The organism is Pseudomonas prosekii (assembly GCF_900105155.1).
GTDB lineage: Bacteria > Pseudomonadota > Gammaproteobacteria > Pseudomonadales > Pseudomonadaceae > Aquipseudomonas > Aquipseudomonas prosekii.
This window is the reverse complement of record NZ_LT629762.1, coordinates 962,973-982,807: the sequence shown is the minus strand read 5'-3', so window position 1 is coordinate 982,807 and position 19,835 is coordinate 962,973. Positions and strand designations below refer to the sequence as shown.

At 58.8% G+C, this 19,835-nt stretch carries 19 protein-coding genes; 12 read left to right on the top strand and 7 right to left on the bottom strand.

Going from position 1 to position 19,835, the window contains the following annotated elements; all coding sequences use genetic code 11:
* Positions 1–3: 3 nt before the first annotated feature.
* Positions 4–786 carry a hydroxypyruvate isomerase gene (hyi, locus tag BLU01_RS04500; RefSeq protein WP_092271362.1) on the bottom strand — a complete coding sequence of 261 codons (783 nt, stop codon included), beginning with the start codon at positions 784–786 and terminating at the stop codon, positions 4–6.
* A gap of 159 nt (positions 787–945) precedes the next feature.
* The gene (gene gcl / locus BLU01_RS04495) at positions 946–2,721 is read right to left on the bottom strand and encodes a glyoxylate carboligase (protein ID WP_092271359.1); all 1,776 of its coding nucleotides are present in this window, start codon (positions 2,719–2,721) and stop codon (positions 946–948) included.
* A gap of 268 nt (positions 2,722–2,989) precedes the next feature.
* Between gcl and BLU01_RS04490 the strand changes: the two genes are divergently transcribed.
* A complete protein-coding gene (locus BLU01_RS04490; protein ID WP_092271357.1) occupies positions 2,990–3,430 on the top strand; it encodes a GlcG/HbpS family heme-binding protein in 441 nt (146 codons plus the stop codon).
* 99 nt (positions 3,431–3,529) lie between these two features.
* Entirely contained in the window at positions 3,530–4,597 is a 1,068-nt protein-coding gene (locus BLU01_RS04485; RefSeq protein WP_092271355.1) for a hypothetical protein, read from the top strand.
* A 57-nt stretch (positions 4,598–4,654) separates the two neighbouring features.
* Here BLU01_RS04485 and BLU01_RS04480 read toward each other — a convergent pair whose 3' ends face one another.
* Positions 4,655–5,263 (bottom strand): TetR/AcrR family transcriptional regulator, encoded by a 609-nt coding sequence (locus BLU01_RS04480; protein ID WP_092271353.1) that lies wholly within the window; start codon positions 5,261–5,263, stop codon positions 4,655–4,657.
* A gap of 152 nt (positions 5,264–5,415) precedes the next feature.
* On the opposite strand from BLU01_RS04480, the gene BLU01_RS04475 reads away from it, so the two are divergent.
* A complete protein-coding gene (locus BLU01_RS04475) occupies positions 5,416–6,327 on the top strand; it encodes a DUF808 domain-containing protein (protein ID WP_092271351.1) in 912 nt (303 codons plus the stop codon).
* Positions 6,328–6,529: 202 nt separating this feature from the next.
* Here the strand turns inward: BLU01_RS04475 and BLU01_RS04470 are convergent, their stop codons facing one another.
* Both BLU01_RS04470 and BLU01_RS04465 read right to left on the bottom strand, forming a co-directional pair.
* Entirely contained in the window at positions 6,530–7,318 is a 789-nt protein-coding gene (locus BLU01_RS04470; RefSeq protein WP_092271349.1) for an MlaA family lipoprotein, read from the bottom strand.
* Positions 7,311–8,609: a serine/threonine protein kinase gene (locus tag BLU01_RS04465; protein ID WP_092271347.1), complete on the bottom strand. Its 1,299-nt coding sequence runs from the start codon at positions 8,607–8,609 to the stop codon at positions 7,311–7,313. The genes BLU01_RS04470 and BLU01_RS04465 overlap by 8 nt, the downstream gene beginning before the upstream one ends.
* A gap of 225 nt (positions 8,610–8,834) precedes the next feature.
* On the opposite strand from BLU01_RS04465, the gene BLU01_RS04460 reads away from it, so the two are divergent.
* A complete protein-coding gene (locus tag BLU01_RS04460; RefSeq protein ID WP_092271345.1) occupies positions 8,835–9,203 on the top strand; it encodes a hypothetical protein in 369 nt (122 codons plus the stop codon).
* Between the two features lie 120 nt (positions 9,204–9,323).
* Here the strand turns inward: BLU01_RS04460 and BLU01_RS04455 are convergent, their stop codons facing one another.
* Positions 9,324–10,919, bottom strand: coding sequence for a glycoside hydrolase family 17 protein (locus BLU01_RS04455; protein WP_092281462.1), 1,596 nt, complete (start codon positions 10,917–10,919; stop codon positions 9,324–9,326).
* Positions 10,920–10,953: 34 nt separating this feature from the next.
* Between BLU01_RS04455 and BLU01_RS04450 the strand changes: the two genes are divergently transcribed.
* The 4 genes from BLU01_RS04450 (at position 10,954) to BLU01_RS04435 (ending at position 14,320) form a co-directional block, all read left to right on the top strand.
* A complete protein-coding gene (locus BLU01_RS04450) occupies positions 10,954–11,139 on the top strand; it encodes a hypothetical protein (protein ID WP_231987130.1) in 186 nt (61 codons plus the stop codon).
* 79 nt (positions 11,140–11,218) lie between these two features.
* Positions 11,219–12,070 (top strand): glycine betaine ABC transporter substrate-binding protein, encoded by an 852-nt coding sequence (locus BLU01_RS04445; protein WP_092271341.1) that lies wholly within the window; start codon positions 11,219–11,221, stop codon positions 12,068–12,070.
* 283 nt (positions 12,071–12,353) lie between these two features.
* Complete coding sequence (locus tag BLU01_RS04440; RefSeq protein WP_092271339.1) at positions 12,354–12,665, top strand: DUF485 domain-containing protein; 312 nt, start codon at positions 12,354–12,356, stop codon at positions 12,663–12,665.
* Complete coding sequence (locus BLU01_RS04435; RefSeq protein ID WP_092271337.1) at positions 12,662–14,320, top strand: cation acetate symporter; 1,659 nt, start codon at positions 12,662–12,664, stop codon at positions 14,318–14,320. Before BLU01_RS04440 ends, BLU01_RS04435 begins: the two co-directional genes overlap by 4 nt.
* A 538-nt stretch (positions 14,321–14,858) precedes the next feature.
* Here the strand turns inward: BLU01_RS04435 and gltA are convergent.
* Entirely contained in the window at positions 14,859–16,148 is a 1,290-nt protein-coding gene (gltA, locus tag BLU01_RS04430; RefSeq protein ID WP_003222994.1) for a citrate synthase, read from the bottom strand.
* A 349-nt stretch (positions 16,149–16,497) separates the two neighbouring features.
* Between gltA and sdhC the strand changes: the two genes are divergently transcribed.
* The 4 genes from sdhC to BLU01_RS04410 are packed head-to-tail and all read left to right on the top strand — an operon-like array spanning position 16,498 to position 19,741.
* Positions 16,498–16,884: a succinate dehydrogenase, cytochrome b556 subunit gene (gene sdhC / locus BLU01_RS04425; RefSeq protein WP_178076575.1), complete on the top strand. Its 387-nt coding sequence runs from the start codon at positions 16,498–16,500 to the stop codon at positions 16,882–16,884.
* A complete protein-coding gene (gene sdhD, locus BLU01_RS04420; protein ID WP_092271335.1) occupies positions 16,878–17,246 on the top strand; it encodes a succinate dehydrogenase, hydrophobic membrane anchor protein in 369 nt (122 codons plus the stop codon). Before sdhC ends, sdhD begins: the two co-directional genes overlap by 7 nt.
* A 3-nt stretch (positions 17,247–17,249) precedes the next feature.
* On the top strand, positions 17,250–19,025 hold the full coding sequence (sdhA, locus tag BLU01_RS04415) for a succinate dehydrogenase flavoprotein subunit (RefSeq protein WP_092271333.1): 1,776 nt from the start codon (positions 17,250–17,252) through the stop codon (positions 19,023–19,025).
* Between the two features lie 11 nt (positions 19,026–19,036).
* Positions 19,037–19,741, top strand: coding sequence for a succinate dehydrogenase iron-sulfur subunit (locus BLU01_RS04410; protein WP_092271331.1), 705 nt, complete (start codon positions 19,037–19,039; stop codon positions 19,739–19,741).
* Positions 19,742–19,835: the final 94 nt, after the last annotated feature.

Sequence of the window (19,835 nt, the reverse complement as noted above, 5' to 3'; positions counted from 1 at the left end):
AGATCAGATCGCGTTATGGGTTTTCAGCCAGCCGAGGCTCGCTTCAGTGGTGGTCAGCGGTTTGTACTCGCAGCCAACCCAACCCTGATAACCAATGCGATCGAGGTGTTCGAACAGGAAGCGGTAGTTGATCTCACCGGTGCCCGGTTCGTTACGCCCAGGGTTGTCCGCCAGTTGCACATGGTTGATCTCAGCCAGGTGCGATTGCAGCGTGCGCGCCAGGTCGCCTTCCATGATTTGCATGTGATAGATGTCGTATTGCAGGAACAGATTGGCACTGCCGACCTGCTCGCGAATCGACAGGGCTTGCGCGGTGTTGTTCAGGTAGAAACCCGGGATGTCGCGGGTGTTGATCGCTTCCATCACCAGTTTGATCCCCGCCGCTTGCAGCTTGTCGGCCGCGTACTTGAGGTTGCTGACGAACGTCTTTTCCACCGTGGCATCGTCGACGCCTTGTGGACGGATACCGGCCAGGCAGTTGATCTGCTTATTGCCCAACACTTGCGCGTATGCAATCGCCAGATCGACGCCGGCACGAAACTCTTCGACACGATCCGGCAGGCACGCGATGCCGCGCTCACCTTTGGCCCAATCACCGGCCGGCAGGTTGAACAGCACTTGGGTCAGACCGTTGGCGTCGAGCTTGGCTTTGATTTCGGCGGAGCTGAAGTCGTAAGGGAACAGGTACTCGACACCACTGAAACCGGCTTTGGCGGCCGCTTCGAAACGGGCAAGAAAATCCTGTTCGGTGAACAGCATGGACAGGTTGGCTGCGAAACGCGGCATGGTGGTCTCCCGTAAAATATAGGACCTGTAGCAGCTGCCGAGGCACGAGGCTGCGTTGGGCTGCGAAGCGGCCCCCGCGATGGCGGCCCTTCGATGGCGGTCCTGCGGACACGCAACGCAGCCTCGTGCCTCGGCAGCTGCTACAGGTTCAGGTCATTCTCAATCAAGCATCGAAATCGCCGTTGGCGCATCGTTGCCGACCAGCGCCAGGTCTTCGAATTCGTTGACGGCGTTGATCTCGGTGCCCATCGAAATGTTGGTCACGCGCTCCAGAATAATCTCGACGATCACCGGCACCTTGAACTCTTCGATCAGTTCCTGAGCCTTGCGCAGGGCAGGCTGGATCTGCGCCGGTTCGAATACGCGCAGTGCCTTGCAGCCGAGGCCTTCGGCAACCGCGACGTGGTCGACACCGTAACCGTTGAGCTCCGGTGCGTTGAGGTTATCGAAGGACAACTGCACGCAGTAGTCCATGTCGAAACCGCGCTGGGCCTGACGGATCAGCCCCAGGTACGAGTTGTTCACCACAACGTGGATGTACGGCAGTTTGAACTGCGCGCCCACCGCCAACTCTTCGATCATGAACTGGAAATCATAGTCGCCCGACAGTGCCACAACCTTGCGCGTCGGATCAGCCTTGACCACGCCCAGCGCTGCCGGAATGGTCCAGCCCAACGGGCCGGCCTGACCGCAGTTGATCCAGTGACGCGGCTTGTAGACGTGCAGGAACTGCGCGCCGGCAATCTGCGACAGACCAATGGTGCTGACGTAGCAGGTGTCTTTGCCGAATACTTGGTTCATCTCTTCATATACGCGCTGCGGCTTGACCGGCACGTTGTCGAAGTGGGTCTTGCGTTGCAGGCTGGCCTTGCGCTGCTGGCAATCCTGCAGCCAGGCGCTGCGGTTTTTCAGCTTGCCGGCGGCTTGCCACTCGCGAGCGACTTCGATGAACACGGTCAGCGCGGCGGCGGCGTCGGACACGATGCCCAGGTCCGGGTTGAACACGCGGCCAATCTGCGTCGGCTCGATGTCGACGTGAATGAATTTGCGACCTTCGGTGTAGACGTCGATCGAACCGGTGTGACGGTTGGCCCAACGGTTACCGACGCCCAACACCACGTCAGATTTGAGCAATGTCGCGTTGCCGTAGCGGTGCGAGGTTTGCAGGCCAACCATGCCGACCATCAACGGGTGATCGTCGGGGATGGTGCCCCAGCCCATCAGTGTCGGGATAACCGGGATGCCGGTCAGCTCGGCGAATTCGACCAGCAACTCGCTGGCGTCGGCGTTGATGATGCCGCCACCGGCGACCAGCAACGGCCGCTCAGCCTGATCGAGCATGGCCAGGGCCTTCTCGATTTGCACGCGGTTGGCGGTGGGCTTGGCCAGTGGCAGCGGCTGGTAGGCGTCGATGTCGAATTCGATTTCGGCCATCTGCACGTCGAACGGCAGGTCGATCAGCACCGGGCCAGGGCGCCCGGAGCGCATTTCGTAGAAGGCTTTCTGGAACGCGTAAGGCACCTGGCCCGGCTCCATGACGGTGGTTGCCCACTTGGTCACTGGCTTGACGATCGCGGTGATGTCGACGGCCTGGAAGTCTTCTTTATGCATGCGCGCCCGCGGTGCCTGGCCGGTGATGCAAAGAATCGGGATCGAGTCGGCCGAGGCGCTGTAAAGGCCGGTGACCATGTCGGTACCTGCCGGGCCAGAGGTGCCGATGCACACGCCGATGTTGCCGGCCTTGGTGCGCGTGTAACCCTCGGCCATGTGCGAAGCGCCTTCAACGTGGCGAGCGAGCACGTGATCGATGCCACCGACCTTCTGCAGGGCGGAGTACAGCGGGTTGATCGCGGCGCCCGGGATGCCGAAAGCGGTATCAACCCCTTCACGGCGCATCACCAGAACGGCGGCTTCGATTGCTCTCATTTTGCTCATGGTTTTGGTGCCTCTTACGTTTTGTAATTGTATACAAGTGGCTTTGCGCAGAGTGTATTCACGGCGGACGGCGCAGGTCAATCCATTTTCTCAAGCGTCTGTTTCATTCGTCGGAAGCCTGTTCTGCTGTGGCTTTTCGTCGCATGTGGCGCTTTTCGAGAATTATTGTATACAAATAAATAATCTATTGTGTTCTATTTGTTGCATCGGTCTGCGGCGAAAGCACGCAGCCCAACAGCTTTCCCTATAACAAAATGAGGACGGCACCATGAGCGCTTTAACCTTGAAAGTGGCAGTCAGCCTGGTCGATCAGACCATCGCCGCAGGACGTGCAATTTCCGCAGCCCCACTGACCATCGCCGTGCTGGACGCCGGCGGTCACTTGGTCACCTTGCAGCGCGAAGACGGCGCCAGCCTGCTGCGCCCGCAAATCGCCATCGGCAAAGCCTGGGGCGCGATCGCTTTAGGCAAAGGTTCACGCCTGCTGGCGCTGGACGCCCAACAACGCCCGGCATTCATCGCCGCACTCAACAGCCTGGGGCAGGGCAGCGTCGTCCCGGCCCCGGGTGGCGTGTTGATTCGGGATCAGGATGGCAACGTGCTGGGTGCGGTCGGGATCAGCGGCGATCTGTCGGATGTCGATGAGCAGTGTGCGATCAGCGCGATAGAAGCGTTGGGGTTGCGGGCGGATGCGGGGGTGACCGCTTGATCTGAAGTAATTCGACAGCGCCAACAGCGCAGTGGTGACGAAGCGGGGCGGGGTCGATAGACTGCCGCCCCTCTCGTTTTTGTATCAAGGAAGATCTGCGTGAAGACGCTACTTGGCATCACCCTGGCCACGGCCATGACCCTCTGCACACCCTTTCTGCACGCCGCCGAACCGCTGGACGCCGATGACATCGCGTTCCAGGCACTCAGCCCGGTGGTCACCGCGCTGCTCAACGCCGACGACGTCGATGAGCTGATGGCGAGGGCCGAAACGCTCGAAGAAACCGACACCTTGCAAGCCATCGCGGTTTATCTGGCGGCCAGCCGTGAAGATCCCAAGCAAATGCTCGCGCCTTATCAGGTGGCGGCGCTGTTTGCCCGGCGCGGCGATGACAAACTGGCGCAGCGCTTCCTGAGGGAAGCCGATGATCGCGGCATGTGGTTCGGCCCGATGCTAGCCAGCGACGAAGACTTTTCCGAGCTGCGCCAGACCGCCACTTACAAAACCGTGCTGGCCAATGCCCAGCAGCGCTATCAGAAAATCGCCCCCGGCAAGGTCGGCGCGATTTCGGTGCTCAATCCTCCTGCCAGTGTTCCCGTGCCCGCCGCGTGCCGACCGGTGCTGGTCTGGATGCATGGTTACGGGGTCAACGGTGAGGTCGATGATTATCAGTCGCTCGCGGACACCGGCGTGATCGTTCTCGGCATCAACGGCACCGAGATGATCAATGCGGTAGACAGCTTCCGCTGGATCGGTCCGGGCTTTGAAGGCACCCATAAAGCGGTGCAGAACGGCTTGAAAGAACTGGAGGCGCAGCAATGCATCGACCGCAAGCATGTTTACCTGATGGGCTTCTCCCAAGGCTCGCAACATGCCAGCGCGCTGTTGGCGCAGCATCCGGATGACTACGCCGGCGCACTGCTGCTGTCGCCCGGTGGCATGCAGCCAACCCCGGCCGTGAGCAAGGCCCATGGCAAACGGGTGTTCGTGATCAACGGCAAGATGGAAGGGCCGCGCAACCAGCAGATGGCCACCGATTTCCGCAAGCTGTTCAGTGACGGCAACGAGGTCAAATCCCGCACCCACGAAGAAGGGCACACGTTCCCGGATGACTGGCGAACTTCGTTCCCGCAAGCGCTGCGTTGGTTGATGGGCAGCGAAGCTTAAAAGCAAAAGATCGCAGGCTTGCGAAGGCTGCGATCTTTTCCTGATTGACGACCGGATCTACCGATCCGGCTCACACCCCTTGAGCACCAGGCGAATAATCGTCTGCGCCGCCGCTTCATAATCCGCCTCATCCAGCTTCGTCTTGCCGGTCACCGCCGAAATCTGCCAATCGAAATCAGCATACGTCTGGGTCGCCGCCCAGATGCTGAACATCAGGTGGTTGGGGTCGATCGGGGCGATTTGGCCGCGGTCGATCCAGGTCTGGATGCAGTCGATGTTGTGCTTGGCCTGGCCGTTGAGGCGTTCGACCAGGTCGGCGCTCAAGTGCGGGGCGCCGTGCATGATTTCGCTGGCGAACACTTTGGAGGCGAACGGCAGGTCGCGGGAGATGCGGATTTTCGAACGGATGTAACCGCTCAGCACTTCGCCCGGCACGCCGTCAGCGTTGAACGGCGTCGAGGCCTGCAGGATCGGCTCGATGATGCTCTGCAAAACCTCGCGGTAGAGGTTTTCCTTGGACTTGAAGTAGTAATAGACGTTGGGCTTGGGCAATCCCGCTTTGGCCGCGATATCACTGGTTTTGGTCGCAGCGAAGCCCTTGTCGGCAAACTCTTCACTGGCGGCACGCAGGATCAGTTCTTTGTTGCGCTCGCGGATAGTGCTCATAAACCAGTTAGTTCCTTGAACCAGGGAGTTCCTTGCCTGTTCTGGCGGTTGCGCATGGTAGCACCGGGCTCGCGCAGCGCTCAAGAATGCCCCACGGTGCGCCGGCTCGCGCTATGCTGCGCGGCATTCCACATTTGAAGGAAACCTGATTCATGGCAGGAAGCAGTTTGCTGTTGCTGATCGACGACATCGCCGCGGTACTCGACGATGTAGCGTTGATGACCAAAATGGCCGCGAAGAAGACCGCTGGCGTGCTCGGCGACGACCTGGCGCTCAACGCCCAGCAAGTCAGTGGCGTGCGCGCCGAGCGGGAAATCCCGGTGGTGTGGGCGGTAGCCAAGGGCTCGTTCCTCAACAAGCTGATCCTGGTGCCTTCGGCGCTGGCCATCAGCGCGTTCATTCCATGGCTGGTGACGCCGCTGTTGATGGTCGGCGGCGCTTACCTGTGCTTCGAAGGTTTCGAGAAACTCGCGCACAAGTTCCTGCACAAAGAAGAAGCTAAGGCTGAGCACGCGCAACTGGTCGAAGCAGTGGCTGACCCGGCGACCGATCTGGTGGCGTTCGAAAAGGGCAAGATCAAAGGCGCGATCCGCACCGACTTCATTCTCTCCGCGGAAATCATCGCCATCACCCTCGGCACCGTGGCAGACGCGTCGCTGACCCAGCAAGTGATCGTGCTGTCGGGTATCGCCATTGTCATGACCATCGGCGTTTACGGCTTGGTGGCGGGCATCGTCAAACTCGATGACTTGGGCCTGTGGTTGACGCAGAAGCCGGGTCAAGTGGCCAAAAGCATCGGCGGCGCGATTCTGCGTGCGGCGCCGTACATGATGAAAAGCCTGTCGGTGATCGGCACTGCCGCGATGTTTCTGGTCGGCGGCGGGATTCTCACCCACGGCTTACCGGTAGTGCATCACTGGATCGAAGGCGTCAGCGCCAGCGCCGGCGGGGCAGCGTTTATCGTGCCGACGTTGCTCAACGCGGTGGCGGGCATTGTTGCCGGCGCGGCGGTATTGGCGGTTGTGATGCTGGTGGGCAAACTCTGGAAATCAGTCAAAGGCTGAAGCCGACGCTGATCATGGTGGGAGCGAGCTTGCTCGCGATGGCGGTGTAACAGTCAGCGTATATGTTGAATGTTATGCCCTCATCGCGAGCAAGCTCGCTCCCACAGGGGATTTCGGGTGTAGGATCCACCGCGCAAAAAAAGGCCATTCGACTCGCATCGAATGGCCTTTTTTGTTGCCCGCAGATTATGTAATGCCAGGGTTACTCGGCGATCTGCAACTTGCGCGACTCGGTGTAGACGTAACGCACCTTCTCGTACTCGAACGGCGAGTTGAGCTGGCCGTAGCGGAAGCTGTTCTGGTGGCGCTTGTCGACCGCGCGCAAAGCCCAGATTTCCGGATGGTTGGAGCTGACTTCAGAGACGTTCAAGAAGTTGACCGCCGCCTCGCCGCTGTAGTCGACCACCAGGCCTGCGGTGTCACGCAGGTTCGATGGGCCGAGGATCGGCAGCACGAAGTAGGCGCCACCCGGCACGCCGTAGAAGCCCAGCGTCTGGCCGAAGTCTTCGCTCTGGCGCGGCAGGCCCATGGCGGTCGCCGGGTCCCACAGGCCGGCGACGCCGATCGTGGTGTTGAGCAGCAGCCGCGCGGTGGTTTCCAGCGAGCGATGGCCCTTCAACTGCAACATGCTGTTAAGCAGGTTCGGCACGTCGCCGAGGTTGTTGAAGAAGTTGCTCACGCCGGTGCGCAGGAAGCTTGGGGTGATGTAGCGATAGCCATCGACCACGGGCAGGAACACCCATTCATCGAAACGGTAGTTGAAGTGGTAAACCCGACGGTTCCACTCTTCCAGCGGGTCGTAGACGTTCAGCGCGTTGAGCGTCGAACGCTCGAATTCGCGTTGGTCCAGGCCCGGGTTGAACTTGAGTTTGCTCAGCGGTTCCTTGAAGCCGTCACCGTCGATCACCACGGGTGCGTTGGCTTTGCTGTTGTCGGCATTGGCGACGCCTGCACAGAGTAACGCTGCGATAAGCAGGAGATATTTAGCCACGGAAGAACTCCAGCATGGCGTCGCTGTTGACGCGATAGTTAAGGTTGCCGCAATGGCCGCCCAATGGGTAAACGGTCAAGCGGTCACCGAATGTCTTGCGCAGGAAACCGAGGTCGCCTGGGCCGAGAATCACGTCGTCAGCGTTGTGCATGACCGAGATTTTCGGACTGTCGCGCAGGTAATCCGTCAGCGCATACAAGCTCACCTGATCGATCAGTTGCAGCAGGCTGCCGCCGTCGGTGCGGGCGCGCCACATCGGGATCACTTGTTCGGTGATGTAGCAGTCGAAATCGCATTGCAGCGCACGCTTGAGGAACGGCGTGAGGCTGGTGCCTTCGGTGATCGGGTATTTCGGCGGCGTGATCAGACCGCGACGGTTGATCAGGTCGGAGGTAAAGGCAATGTCGGCGGCCGAGAAACGGAACGAGGTGCCGATCAGCATGGCCATCTGTTCGTTGCTCAGGTGCTGCTTGGACTGTTGGAAGTCATACAGCAGCGCATCGTTGAGGTCGATGTAGCCTTTTTGCTGGAAGTAGCGGGTCAGCTTGTTCAGCACCAATTCGTAGAACGTGGTGCTGTTGTTGATGCCTTTAACCTCGGTCTGGACCAGTTTGTCCAGGTTGGTGATCGAGGTGTAGAGGTTCACCGGCGGATTCAACAGCAAGACTTTCTTGAAGTTGAAGCTGCGACGGGTTTCGTCCAGATGCGCGACGAACGCGGCATCCAGCGCACCCAGGCTGTAACCGGTGAGGTAGTACTCGGTGACCGGCGTTTTCGGGTTTTGCGCCCGAACGGCCTGCATCACCCGGTACATGTCCTCGGCGTCTTCCTTGGTAATGCCCGGCGTGGCGAAGCGTGACGCAGCGCTGATGAAGTCGAAACTGGTCGGCGACGACAGCTGCACCACGTGGTAACCGGCTTTGTAATAAAGCTTCTTCAGGTATTCGTTGAGGCTGCTGTCATAACGCGCGCCGGTACCGGCGATCAGAAAAATCAGCGGTGCCGCGTGATCCTGGGTGGCGATGCGATAGGTGAGCTTTTTTACCGGCCAGAAGTTATCCGGCAGGCTGAACTCACGTTCAGGGCGCAACCGCACACTACGGTCTTCCTGATTGATGTCTTCGTTGGCCGGCAACTCCGGGCGCAAGTCCGGTGGTGTGGTGGCAATCGTCGCCTCGAACGGATTCGTCAAGGGGAAGCCATAGCTGGCGGCGTCGATGTCGACCGCCAGTGCGGACGCACTCAAAATAAGGCCGCCAAACAGGGCGGCGAAGCGCAAGGAACGGAGCATGACTAAATCCCTTAGAGGAAAGGTGCCGAATGAAGTTCGCAGGCTATGACCACGGGGTTTGCGCCAAAGTGCCATGGAGCGGCACCAATCAGGGCTGAATTCGGAGTAATAGTAGCGGGACGATACACTTTGCAGCGATTGCTTGCCCAGTTAACTGTTGTTAAGGCTTGCACAAGGCTGGCGGGAGATTAAGCTGGCCGCCGTTTTCGCTTATTGGAGTGCTCCATGTCTCGCCGTCTGCCCGTGATTCTGCTGCTTGTTTTGCTGCCCTTGTGGCTGGCCGCCAGTTATGGCGCGCGTTATGGCTTCATGGAGGACGCGCAATGGGTCGGCCTCTGCGTGGACGAGGCGAGCCGCTGGGAATGCCAGGTGCGCTCGAACCTGGGTCTGATGATTCACTTCAAGGTGTTGGGCTGGGGCGCGTTGGCCGCAGCGCTGATCGGTTTTGTCGTGCCGGGCCGCGCCGGTTGGTGGCTGGCAGTGTTGGCGCTGGTGCTGGGGTTCCCGGCGTTGGCGTTGTACAACACGACGTTAGCGGTGTTTGCGGTAGTGATTGCGGCGTTGCGCTTGGTCCGGGAAAGCCGCAGCGTTTGACAGATCGCATCGCGGGCAAGCCTTGCTCCTACAGGGTTGCGTCGTACACAAATGATGTGAACGACACAAATCCGTAGGAGCAAGGCTTGCCCGCGATGAGGCCCGTAAAGGCTCCGAAGATCAGCCCTTGCGAACCCGCAAACACCGCCACAACGCTGCAACCATCAACACGCTCAACAGCGCCCAACCCCAGGCCTGCTGGTTCTGCAAACCTTCACGAAACAGCTGCGGCGCAATGCCGGCGCCGATGATGAAGGTCAGCAAGGCAATTTCCCGACGCGGCACACTCACTGGACGGCACAGGTACACCAGCGCCGGCAGGATGAACGCGACGCTCGGAAAGCTGCGATAACGCGGATCGAAAACCAATTCCAACATCATCACCGCCGCCGCAAACCCGGCCGCGGCGACCAGCCAGCCCGCCCAGCGTTCCAGCACAGCAAAGGCCTTGGCGCGCCAACCGGTGCGGGCGCTCAAGGTCAGTGCGGCATGCGCCAGCACCAGCAGATTCAGCGCGGTCAGCAAGCCCACCCACAACCATTCGCTGGCAAAGCGTGTGGTGACTCGCGCCAGATCGCCCCAGGCGCCAATCGAGCAAGCCGCCAGTGCGCCCAGCAGCGGCAACACCAACGCCGCGCGAGTGCTGCGAACCCGGCCGCCCAGCAGCAAGGTGCCGAGGAAGATCAGCGCGCCCACCGCCAGCCATTGCGACCAGTACGGCACGTTCGACACCGGGCCGGCCAGCACACCTTTGTCCTGACGATCGGCATCGTACAAACCCCAATAACCGCCGACGGCACCTTCACTGGCGCGTTTCCATGGCTGGTCAAACGCTTCGATCAGGTTGTAATGCCAATTCTGCTCTTCGGCCATCGCTACAAAACCACGGATGAACTTGGCCTCGTTGACCCGGCTCGGCAGCGCGGTTTCACGCTGGCGGCCTTCGCTCGGCCAGCCGGTTTCGCCGATCATCACGTCTTTGGGTGCGAACTTGTTGCCGAACACCTGGCGCACTTCAGCGACGTGTTGCAGGGCGGCGTCGATGTTCGACGGATCATCTTCCCAGTAAGGCAGCAAATGGATGGTCAGGAAATCCACCGCTGGCGCGACTTCCGGGTGCTTCAACCAGAATTCCCAGACGTCGGCATAGGTAACGGGTTGCTTGATCGCGCTCTTGACCTTGTTGATCAGTTTGGCCAATTGCGCGCCGGTGACTTCTTTGCGAAGCAAGGCTTCGTTGCCGACGATCACCGAGGTTACGACGTCCGGGTTGGCGTTGGCCGAGGCAATCAGCAGGTCGACTTCCTTGGCGGTGTCGACCGGGTTGTTGTTGACCCAGGCGCCGATCATCAGCTTCAAACCGTGCTTGCGCGCCAGGTCGGGCAGGGCTTCGAGGCCGGTCATGGAATACGTGCGGATGCATTCAAAGCGTGTGGCCAGCAGCGCGAGGTCGGCGTCCATGCGCTCGGGGCGCAATTTGAACGGCTGATCGAACGGCGACTGGTCTTTGTCGAATGGCGTGTACGAGGCGCATTGCAACTTGTGCGTGGCGCTGGCCGCGTCCGGCAGAATCACCGGTTTGCCGAGGCCGTACCAGAAGCCGCCGAGGGCAAACAGCCCCAGCAGGCAAGCGAATAGATAGGCAAAAAAAGGAAAGCGTGAAGTCGCGGGCATGGTCTGGCCGTCTGGGAGCAAAGCCGCGCATGTTACCTGTATTTGCCGCGCGCTTGGGGCCTTGCATGATTTTGACATGCAAAGTTCGGGCGGATCGGTGAGGGTGTTTGCGCTGGTCGCGATTAATGGCCTTCTGATGTCGTTTCTCGATGCCTTGAGGTCGCTGGCAGAGCAGGTCGCGGATGGCGTCAGGTTGATTATCGAGGCGTCAGTGTTCTCCTTGATCAATCGCGCCGATGCGCGCGCAGTTGCGTTCAGGTGAAGTGGGGGCGCTGTGCACCATAACAATACGTTGACGCCGCTCGGCATCCGTCGGGCGCAGCACTTTCGGGGAAGTAACGATGAAGATGCGACGACTTTTAGGCGCGAGTGCCGCACTGGTGCTTGCGATTGGCTCCACATTCGCCAATGCCGAGACCAAGACCCTGAGCATCGGTTACGTTGACGGCTGGTCCGACAGCGTCGCGACCACCCACGTGGCCGCGGAAGTGATCAAGCAGAAACTCGGTTATGACGTGAAGCTGCAAGCCGTCGCCACCGGGATCATGTGGCAAGGCGTGGCGACCGGCAAACTCGACGCCATGCTCTCGGCGTGGCTGCCCGTGACCCACGGCGAATACTGGACCAAGAACAAGGATCAGGTCGTCGATTACGGCCCGAACTTCAAGGATGCAAAAATCGGCCTGATCGTGCCGGAGTACGTCAAAGCCAAGTCCATCGACGATCTGAAAACCGATGACACCTTCAAAAATCGCATCGTCGGCATCGACGCCGGGTCGGGCGTGATGCTCAAGACCGATCAGGCGATCAAGGACTACGGCCTGAGCAACTACACGCTCAAAGCCAGTTCCGGCGCCGGCATGATTGCCGAGCTGACCCGTGCCGAGAAGAAAAACGAATCCATCGCCGTCACCGGTTGGGTGCCGCACTGGATGTTTGCCAAGTGGAAACTGCGTTTCCTCGACGATCCGAAAGGCGTATACGGCGCGGCGGAAACCGTGAACAACATTGGCAGCAAGGATTTGGCGACCAAGGCGCCGGAAGTGGCGAAATTCCTGAAAAACTTCCAGTGGGCGTCGAAGGACGAAATCGGCGAAGTCATGCTGGCGATCCAGGACGGCGCCAAGCCTGACGCGGCGGCCAAGGCCTGGGTGGCAAAACACCCGGAACGTGTTGCCGACTGGATCAAGTGATCTAGCTAGAAGTGTCTAGCCCGTACTTCTCAAGGCCCTTTGGCAAAACTGCCAAGGGGCCTTTTGCATTTCTGTAGGAGCACGGCTTGACCGCGATGGCGTTCTCGCAATCGCCATCGCGGGCAAGCCTTGCTCGCACAGGTACAAAGCAAGCTAATTATTTAGTTCTGGAAAATGGCAATTCTGTCATGTCGTTCTAATACTAAGGTCGTCTGGAAGCCGTCCCGCAGCCGCATAAAGTGGCTACGTTCTAACAATAATCTGTGCTGCGAGGATAAAAACAATGAACGACAGCATTTACCTCTCGATTCAAAACAGCCCGCGCTTCAAGGAGCTGGTTGGTAAGCGAGAAAAGTTCGCCTGGATTCTATCGGCGATCATGCTTGGGCTTTACTCCGGCTTCATCCTTCTGATCGCTTACGGCCCGCATGTGCTGGGCGCGAAGATCAGCCCCGAGTCTTCTATTACCTGGGGGATACCGATTGGTGTCGGGTTGATCCTGTCAGCGTTTGTCCTGACCGGAATCTACGTAAAACGCGCCAATGGCGAATTTGACGACCTGAACAATGCGATTCTCAAGGAGGCTCAGCAATGATCCGGGGTCTAATCGCTCTATTGAGCATTGCAGCGTTCGCACCGGGCGTTTGGGCGGCTGAAGCGCTGACCGGCGAAGTGCACAAACAACCGCTGAACGTGTCCGCGATCCTGATGTTCGTGGCGTTCGTCGGTTTGACCCTGTGCATCACGTACTGGGCGTCCAAGCGCAACAACTCGGCGGCCGACTACTATGCGGCCGGCGGCAAGATCACCGGTTTCCAGAACGGCTTGGCGATTGCCGGCGACTACATGTCGGCGGCGTCTTTCCTGGGTATTTCCGCGCTGGTGTTCACCTCTGGCTACGACGGCTTGATCTACTCGATCGGCTTCCTCGTGGGTTGGCCGATCATTCTGTTCCTGATCGCCGAGCGCCTGCGTAACCTGGGCAAATACACGTTTGCCGACGTGGCGTCCTACCGCCTCGGGCAAACCCAGATCCGCACCTTGTCTGCCTGCGGTTCGCTGGTGGTGGTGGCTTTCTACCTGATCGCGCAAATGGTCGGTGCCGGCAAGCTGATCCAACTGCTGTTCGGCCTCGACTACTACGTCGCGGTGATCCTCGTCGGTATCCTGATGTGCATGTACGTGCTGTTCGGCGGCATGTTGGCGACCACTTGGGTGCAGATCATCAAGGCTGTGCTGCTGCTGTCCGGTGCCTCGTTCATGGCGCTGATGGTGATGAAACACGTCAACTTCGACTTCAACATGCTGTTCTCCGAAGCGATCAAGGTGCACCCGAAAGGCGAGGCGATCATGAGCCCTGGCGGACTGGTGAAAGACCCGATTTCGGCGTTCTCGCTGGGTCTGGCGCTGATGTTCGGTACCGCTGGCCTGCCGCACATTCTGATGCGCTTCTTCACCGTGAGTGACGCAAAAGAAGCGCGCAAGAGCGTGCTGTACGCAACTGGCTTCATTGGCTACTTCTACATTCTTACGTTCATCATCGGTTTTGGCGCGATCCTGTTGGTCAGCACCAATCCTGCGTTCAAGGACGCGGCTGGCGCATTGTTGGGCGGTAACAACATGGCGGCGGTGCACTTGGCCAATGCGGTCGGTGGCAGTGTGTTCCTCGGCTTCATTTCGGCGGTAGCGTTCGCGACCATTCTGGCGGTTGTGGCAGGTTTGACGCTGGCCGGTGCAACGGCGGTGTCGCATGACTTGTATGCCAGTGTGATCAAGAAGGGCAAAGCCAACGATAAGGATGAGATCCGCGTTTCGAAGATCACCACGGTTGCGCTGGGGGTACTGGCGATTGGCCTGGGGATTTTGTTCGAGAGCCAGAACATTGCGTTCATGGTTGGCTTGGCGTTCTCGATTGCGGCGAGCTGTAACTTCCCGGTGTTGTTGCTTTCGATGTACTGGAAGAAGCTGACGACCCGTGGCGCGATGATTGGCGGCTGGTTGGGGCTGATCAGTGCGGTTGGTTTGATGGTGCTCGGGCCAACCATTTGGGTGCAGATTCTGCATAACGAAAAGGCAATTTTCCCGTACGAGTATCCAGCGCTGTTTTCGATGGCGATTGCGTTTGTCGGGATCTGGTTTTTCTCGGTTACTGACAAGTCGACAGCTGGGGTGAATGAACGGGCGTTGTTCTTCCCGCAATTCGTTCGGTCGCAGACTGGGTTGGGGGCGAGCGGGGCGGTTTCGCACTGATGCCGTTGTAGAGGTTGTTTGAATTGAAATGCCCTGGTCGAAAGACCGGGGCATTTTTTTTGGCTTTGGTTTTTGTAGGAGTGAGCCTGCTCGCGATGGCGGTGTGTCTGGCGGCATATGCATTGACTGAGCCACCGCTTTCGCGAGCAAGCTCAGCTCCTACAGGATCGATGCCAGGCCTGAATCCGGCATACACAGCCAATTCCCTGTGGGAGCGAGCTTGCTCGCGATGGCGTGGTGTCTGGCGGCATATGCATTGACTGAGCCACCGCTTTCGCGAGCAAGCTCAGCTCCTACAGGATCGATGCCAGGCCTGAATCCGGCATCCACAGCCAAGTCCCTGTGGGAGTGAGCCTGCTCGCGATGGCGTCTTGTCTGTTGGTGTATGAACCAGCTCCAAAGTGACTCGCTGTAAGAGCGAAACCGCCCGCAAGCGCAGTCGGTCCCATCGCTGCTGAGACCCCACAAACAAAAAACGGCCTCTATATAAATAGAGACCGTTCCCGGTACAACCTAAGACGTTATCGCAAGACAAATCTTATTTGCGGTCTTCCAGCTTGGTGATATCACGCGACTCATACCCAGTGTACAACTGGCGCGGACGGCCAATCTTGTACGGGCTGGAGAGCATTTCCTTCCAGTGAGAAATCCAGCCCACAGTCCGCGCCAAAGCGAAGATCACGGTGAACATGCTGGTCGGAATGCCGATCGCCTTGAGAATAATCCCCGAGTAGAAATCGACGTTCGGGTACAGCGAGCGCTCGATGAAGTACGGGTCAGTCAACGCAATCTCTTCCAGGCGCATCGCCAGTTCGAGTTGCGGATCGTTATTGATCCCCAGTTCCTTCAGCACTTCGTCGCACGTCTGCTTCATGACGGTAGCGCGTGGGTCGCGGTTTTTGTAAACCCGGTGACCGAAGCCCATCAATTTGAACGGATCGTTCTTGTCCTTGGCCTTGGCGATGAACTTGTCGATGTTCGACACATCGCCAATCTCGTCGAGCATGGTCAGAACTGCTTCGTTGGCGCCGCCGTGAGCAGGGCCCCACAGTGCAGCGATACCGGCGGCGATACAGGCGAACGGGTTGGCACCCGAAGAACCGGCCAGGCGTACGGTGGAAGTCGATGCGTTCTGCTCGTGGTCGGCGTGGAGGATGAAGATCCGGTCCATTGCCTTGGCGAGTACCGGGCTGATCGGTTTGATCTCGCACGGCGTGTTGAACATCATGTGCAGGAAGTTTTCCGCGTACGTCAGGTCGTTGCGCGGGTACATCATGGGTTGACCCATGGAGTACTTGTAAACCATCGCTGCCAGGGTCGGCATCTTGGCAACCAGGCGGATCGCGGAGATTTCGCGATGCTGCGGGTTATTGATGTCCAGGGAGTCGTGGTAGAAGGCCGAGAGGGCGCCAACTACACCGCACATGACGGCCATCGGGTGGGCGTCGCGACGGAAGCCGTTGAAGAAGGTCTTCAATTGCTCGTGAACCATGGTGTGGTTCTTCACGGTACTGACGAACTGGGCCTTCTGTTCTGCGGTCGGCAATTCGCCGTTGAGCAGCAGATAGCAGGTTTCCAGATAGTCCGACTTTTCAGCCAGCTGTTCGATCGGGTAGCCGCGGTGCAGCAGGATGCCGTTGTCGCCGTCGATATAGGTGATCTTCGACTCGCAGGAAGCTGTCGACATGAAGCCAGGGTCAAAGGTGAAACGGCCCGTGGCCGTCAGGCCCCGAACATCGATTACATCGGGACCAACGGTGCCGGTTAAAATGGGCAGCTCGACGGGGGCTGCGCCCTCGATGATCAACTGCGCTTTTTTGTCAGCCATGTGGCCTCCTATTTATGCTTGAAATCATCAGACAGACCCCCCACGCAGGGCCCGCACTACTATAGTGAGATAAATCCGAATGTCAATTTGCCTAAAGTCTTGCTCCAGAAGGCTTTAACCGTACTTTTTCCTCGAAATTGCCTGCCATTTACGCCTTTTATACAACTTGTGCAATGCGCTATTAGGGGAAGGTGAACGCGTTGTCATTAGTAGCCTAACTGTCTATACTCGGCCACCGACCGCCAGGGGCTTTTGGGCCTGCTTTATTGGGGGTCGCATCCCTGGGTGGTGGTTACCTGACCAGTGCACTCCCCAACAACTTTGCCCTGATTGTTAGGGGCTCTTCAGTGTGAAAAAAGCCGTGAAAAGCCAACGACCTGTAAACCTAGACCTAAGGACCATCAAACTCCCCATCACCGGCGTTACGTCGTTTCTTCACCGTGTTTCCGGCATCATCCTCTTCCTGGGCATTGGCTTCATGCTGTACGCATTGAGCAAATCCTTGGGTTCCGAGGAAGGTTTTGCCGACGTGAAGGCAACCTTGACCAGCCCGCTGGCCAAGTTCGTAGCATGGGGCCTCCTGTCCGCTTTGCTGTATCACCTGGTAGCCGGTGTGCGCCACTTGATCATGGACATGGGCATCGGTGAGACGCTGGAAGGCGGCAAGCTGGGCTCGAAAATCATTATCGCCGTGTCTGCGGTGTTGATCGTTCTGGCAGGAGTTTGGATATGGTAACCAGCGTTACGAACCTGTCGCGTTCGGGCCTCTATGACTGGATGGCACAGCGCGTGTCGGCGGTTGTCCTCGCGGCTTATTTCATCTTCCTGATCGGGTACCTGGCAATGCACCCCGGCATTGGCTATGTCCAATGGCATGAGCTGTTTGCAAGCAACGGGATGCGTATCTTCAGTCTGCTGGCCCTTGTAGCCCTGGGCGCTCACGCCTGGGTCGGCATGTGGACCATCGCGACCGACTACCTGACGCCAATGGCGCTGGGCAAGTCCGCGACTGCAGTACGTTTCCTCTTCCAGGCAGTATGCGGCGTTGCGATGTTCGCCTACTTCGTCTGGGGTGTGCAGATTCTTTGGGGTATCTGATTCATGTCTACTACAGTTAATACGCTTTCGTTCGACGCCATTATTGTTGGCGGCGGCGGTGCTGGCATGCGTGCCGCACTGCAGCTGGCACAAGGCGGTCACAAGACTGCCGTGGTTACCAAGGTTTTCCCGACTCGCTCGCACACTGTATCCGCCCAGGGTGGCATCACCTGCGCCATCGCCTCCGCTGATCCAAACGATGACTGGCGCTGGCACATGTACGATACCGTCAAGGGTTCCGACTATATCGGTGACCAGGACGCTATCGAATACATGTGTTCCGTAGGTCCGGAAGCGGTATTCGAGCTCGAGCACATGGGCTTGCCGTTCTCCCGTACCGAGCAGGGCCGCATCTACCAGCGTCCGTTCGGCGGTCAGTCGAAAGACTTCGGCAAGGGTGGCCAGGCTGCACGTACGTGCGCCGCTGCCGACCGTACCGGTCACGCTCTGCTGCACACTCTGTACCAGGCCAACCTCAAGGCCGGCACCGTATTCCTCAACGAATACTACGGCGTCGACCTGGTGAAGAACGAAGATGGTGCCTTTGTCGGCATGATCGTCATCTGCATCGAGACTGGCGAAACTTCCTACGTTCGTGCCAACGCCACCGTACTGGCGACTGGCGGCGCAGGTCGTATCTACTCGTCCACCACCAATGCCCTGATCAACACCGGTGACGGCGTCGGCATGGCTCTGCGTGCTGGCGTGCCGGTACAAGACATTGAAATGTGGCAGTTCCACCCGACCGGCATCGCCGGCGCCGGTGTACTGGTTACAGAAGGTTGCCGCGGTGAAGGCGGTTACCTGATCAACAAGCACGGCGAGCGTTTCATGGAGCGTTATGCTCCGAACGCCAAAGACCTGGCTGGTCGTGACGTGGTTGCTCGCTCGATGGTTAAAGAAATCATCGCCGGCAACGGTTGCGGTCCTGATGGCGACCACGTGATGCTGAAACTCGATCACCTCGGTGAAGAAGTTCTGCACAGCCGTCTGCCAGGGATCATGGAACTGTCCAAGACCTTCGCCCACGTCGATCCAGCCGTGGCGCCGATTCCGGTCGTTCCAACCTGCCACTACATGATGGGCGGCGTGCCGACCAACATTCATGGTCAGGCGATCACCCAGGACGCTGAAGGCGTGGACCAGATCATTCCGGGCCTGTTCGCTGTAGGCGAAGTGGCTTGCGTATCGGTTCACGGCGCCAACCGTCTGGGCGGCAACTCGCTGCTCGACCTGGTGGTATTCGGTCGTGCTGCTGGCCTGTTCCTGGAACAGACCCTGAAAGAAGGCGTCGACTACGCCCGTCCACGCCAGTCCGACATCGACGCTGCCCTGGCACGTCTCGATGGCCTGAACTCGCGGACCGAAGGCGAAGACGTTGCAACTCTGCGTAAAGAGCTGCAAAGCTGCATGCAGAACTACTTCGGTGTATTCCGTACCGGCGAATACATGCAGAAGGGTATTGCCCAGTTGGCCGATCTGCGTGGGCGTATCGCCAACGTCAAGATCAACGACAAGAGCCAGGCGTTCAACACCGCTCGAATCGAAGCCCTGGAACTGCAAAACCTGCTGGAAGTGGCCGAAGCCACCGCCATCGCTGCAGAGATCCGTAAAGAGTCGCGCGGCGCTCACGCCCGTGAAGACTTCGAAGATCGCGACGATGAAAACTGGCTGTGCCACACCTTGTACTTCCCGGGTGACAAGCGCGTTACCAAGCGTGCCGTGAACTTCTCGCCGAAGACTGTTCCGACTTTTGAACCCAAGATTCGGACTTATTAAGGGTGGCTGCCATGTTGAAAGTCAGTGTTTATCGCTACAACCCTGATCAGGACGCTGCGCCGTTCATGCAGGAATTCCAGGTTGATACCGGTGGTAAAGACCTGATGGTGCTGGACGTGCTGGCCCTGATCAAAGAGCAGGACGAGGGTTTCTCCTATCGTCGCTCTTGCCGTGAAGGTGTTTGCGGTTCCGACGGCATGAACATCAACGGCAAAAACGGCCTGGCATGCGTGACGCCGCTGTCGTCTGTCGTAAAAGGTAACAAGCTGGTTGTTCGTCCGCTGCCTGGTTTGCCGGTTATCCGTGACCTGGTCGTCGATATGAGCATCTTCTACAAGCAATACGAGAAGGTGAAGCCATTCCTGCAGAACGACACGCCGGCTCCGGCCATCGAGCGTCTGCAGACTCCGGAAGAGCGTGAAAAGCTTGACGGTCTGTACGAGTGCATCCTGTGCGCTTGCTGCTCGACCTCTTGCCCGTCCTTCTGGTGGAACCCCGACAAGTTCCTGGGCCCAGCTGCCCTGCTGCAAGCGTATCGCTTCCTGGCAGACAGCCGCGACACCAAGACTGCCGAGCGTCTGTCTTCGCTGGATGACCCGTTCAGCGTATTCCGCTGCCGCGGGATCATGAACTGCGTCAACGTCTGTCCAAAAGGCCTGAACCCGACTAAGGCCATCGGACACGTACGTAACATGCTGCTGCAAAACGGCGTGTGATACAGCTGTAAACGCAGGACCGCTGTACCCGTAGATGCTACGGCGCAGGCTTCAACCGGCGCCGTAGTTTTAACCTGAGCAGCAGCCCATAAAG

Excerpts from the sequence above, each read along its gene's own strand:
- hyi (WP_092271362.1), bottom strand. The coding sequence starts at position 786 with ATGCCGCGTTTCGCAGCCAACCTGTCCATGCTGTTCACCGAACAGGAT.
- gcl (WP_092271359.1), bottom strand. The coding sequence starts at position 2,721 with ATGAGCAAAATGAGAGCAATCGAAGCCGCCGTTCTGGTGATGCGCCGT.
- BLU01_RS04490 (WP_092271357.1), top strand. The coding sequence starts at position 2,990 with ATGAGCGCTTTAACCTTGAAAGTGGCAGTCAGCCTGGTCGATCAGACC.
- BLU01_RS04480 (WP_092271353.1), bottom strand. The coding sequence starts at position 5,263 with ATGAGCACTATCCGCGAGCGCAACAAAGAACTGATCCTGCGTGCCGCC.
- BLU01_RS04475 (WP_092271351.1), top strand. The coding sequence starts at position 5,416 with ATGGCAGGAAGCAGTTTGCTGTTGCTGATCGACGACATCGCCGCGGTA.
- BLU01_RS04465 (WP_092271347.1), bottom strand. The coding sequence starts at position 8,609 with ATGCTCCGTTCCTTGCGCTTCGCCGCCCTGTTTGGCGGCCTTATTTTG.
- BLU01_RS04460 (WP_092271345.1), top strand. The coding sequence starts at position 8,835 with ATGTCTCGCCGTCTGCCCGTGATTCTGCTGCTTGTTTTGCTGCCCTTG.
- BLU01_RS04450 (WP_231987130.1), top strand. The coding sequence starts at position 10,954 with ATGCAAAGTTCGGGCGGATCGGTGAGGGTGTTTGCGCTGGTCGCGATT.
- BLU01_RS04445 (WP_092271341.1), top strand. The coding sequence starts at position 11,219 with ATGAAGATGCGACGACTTTTAGGCGCGAGTGCCGCACTGGTGCTTGCG.
- BLU01_RS04440 (WP_092271339.1), top strand. The coding sequence starts at position 12,354 with ATGAACGACAGCATTTACCTCTCGATTCAAAACAGCCCGCGCTTCAAG.
- BLU01_RS04435 (WP_092271337.1), top strand. The coding sequence starts at position 12,662 with ATGATCCGGGGTCTAATCGCTCTATTGAGCATTGCAGCGTTCGCACCG.
- gltA (WP_003222994.1), bottom strand. The coding sequence starts at position 16,148 with ATGGCTGACAAAAAAGCGCAGTTGATCATCGAGGGCGCAGCCCCCGTC.
- sdhD (WP_092271335.1), top strand. The coding sequence starts at position 16,878 with ATGGTAACCAGCGTTACGAACCTGTCGCGTTCGGGCCTCTATGACTGG.
- sdhA (WP_092271333.1), top strand. The coding sequence starts at position 17,250 with ATGTCTACTACAGTTAATACGCTTTCGTTCGACGCCATTATTGTTGGC.
- BLU01_RS04410 (WP_092271331.1), top strand. The coding sequence starts at position 19,037 with ATGTTGAAAGTCAGTGTTTATCGCTACAACCCTGATCAGGACGCTGCG.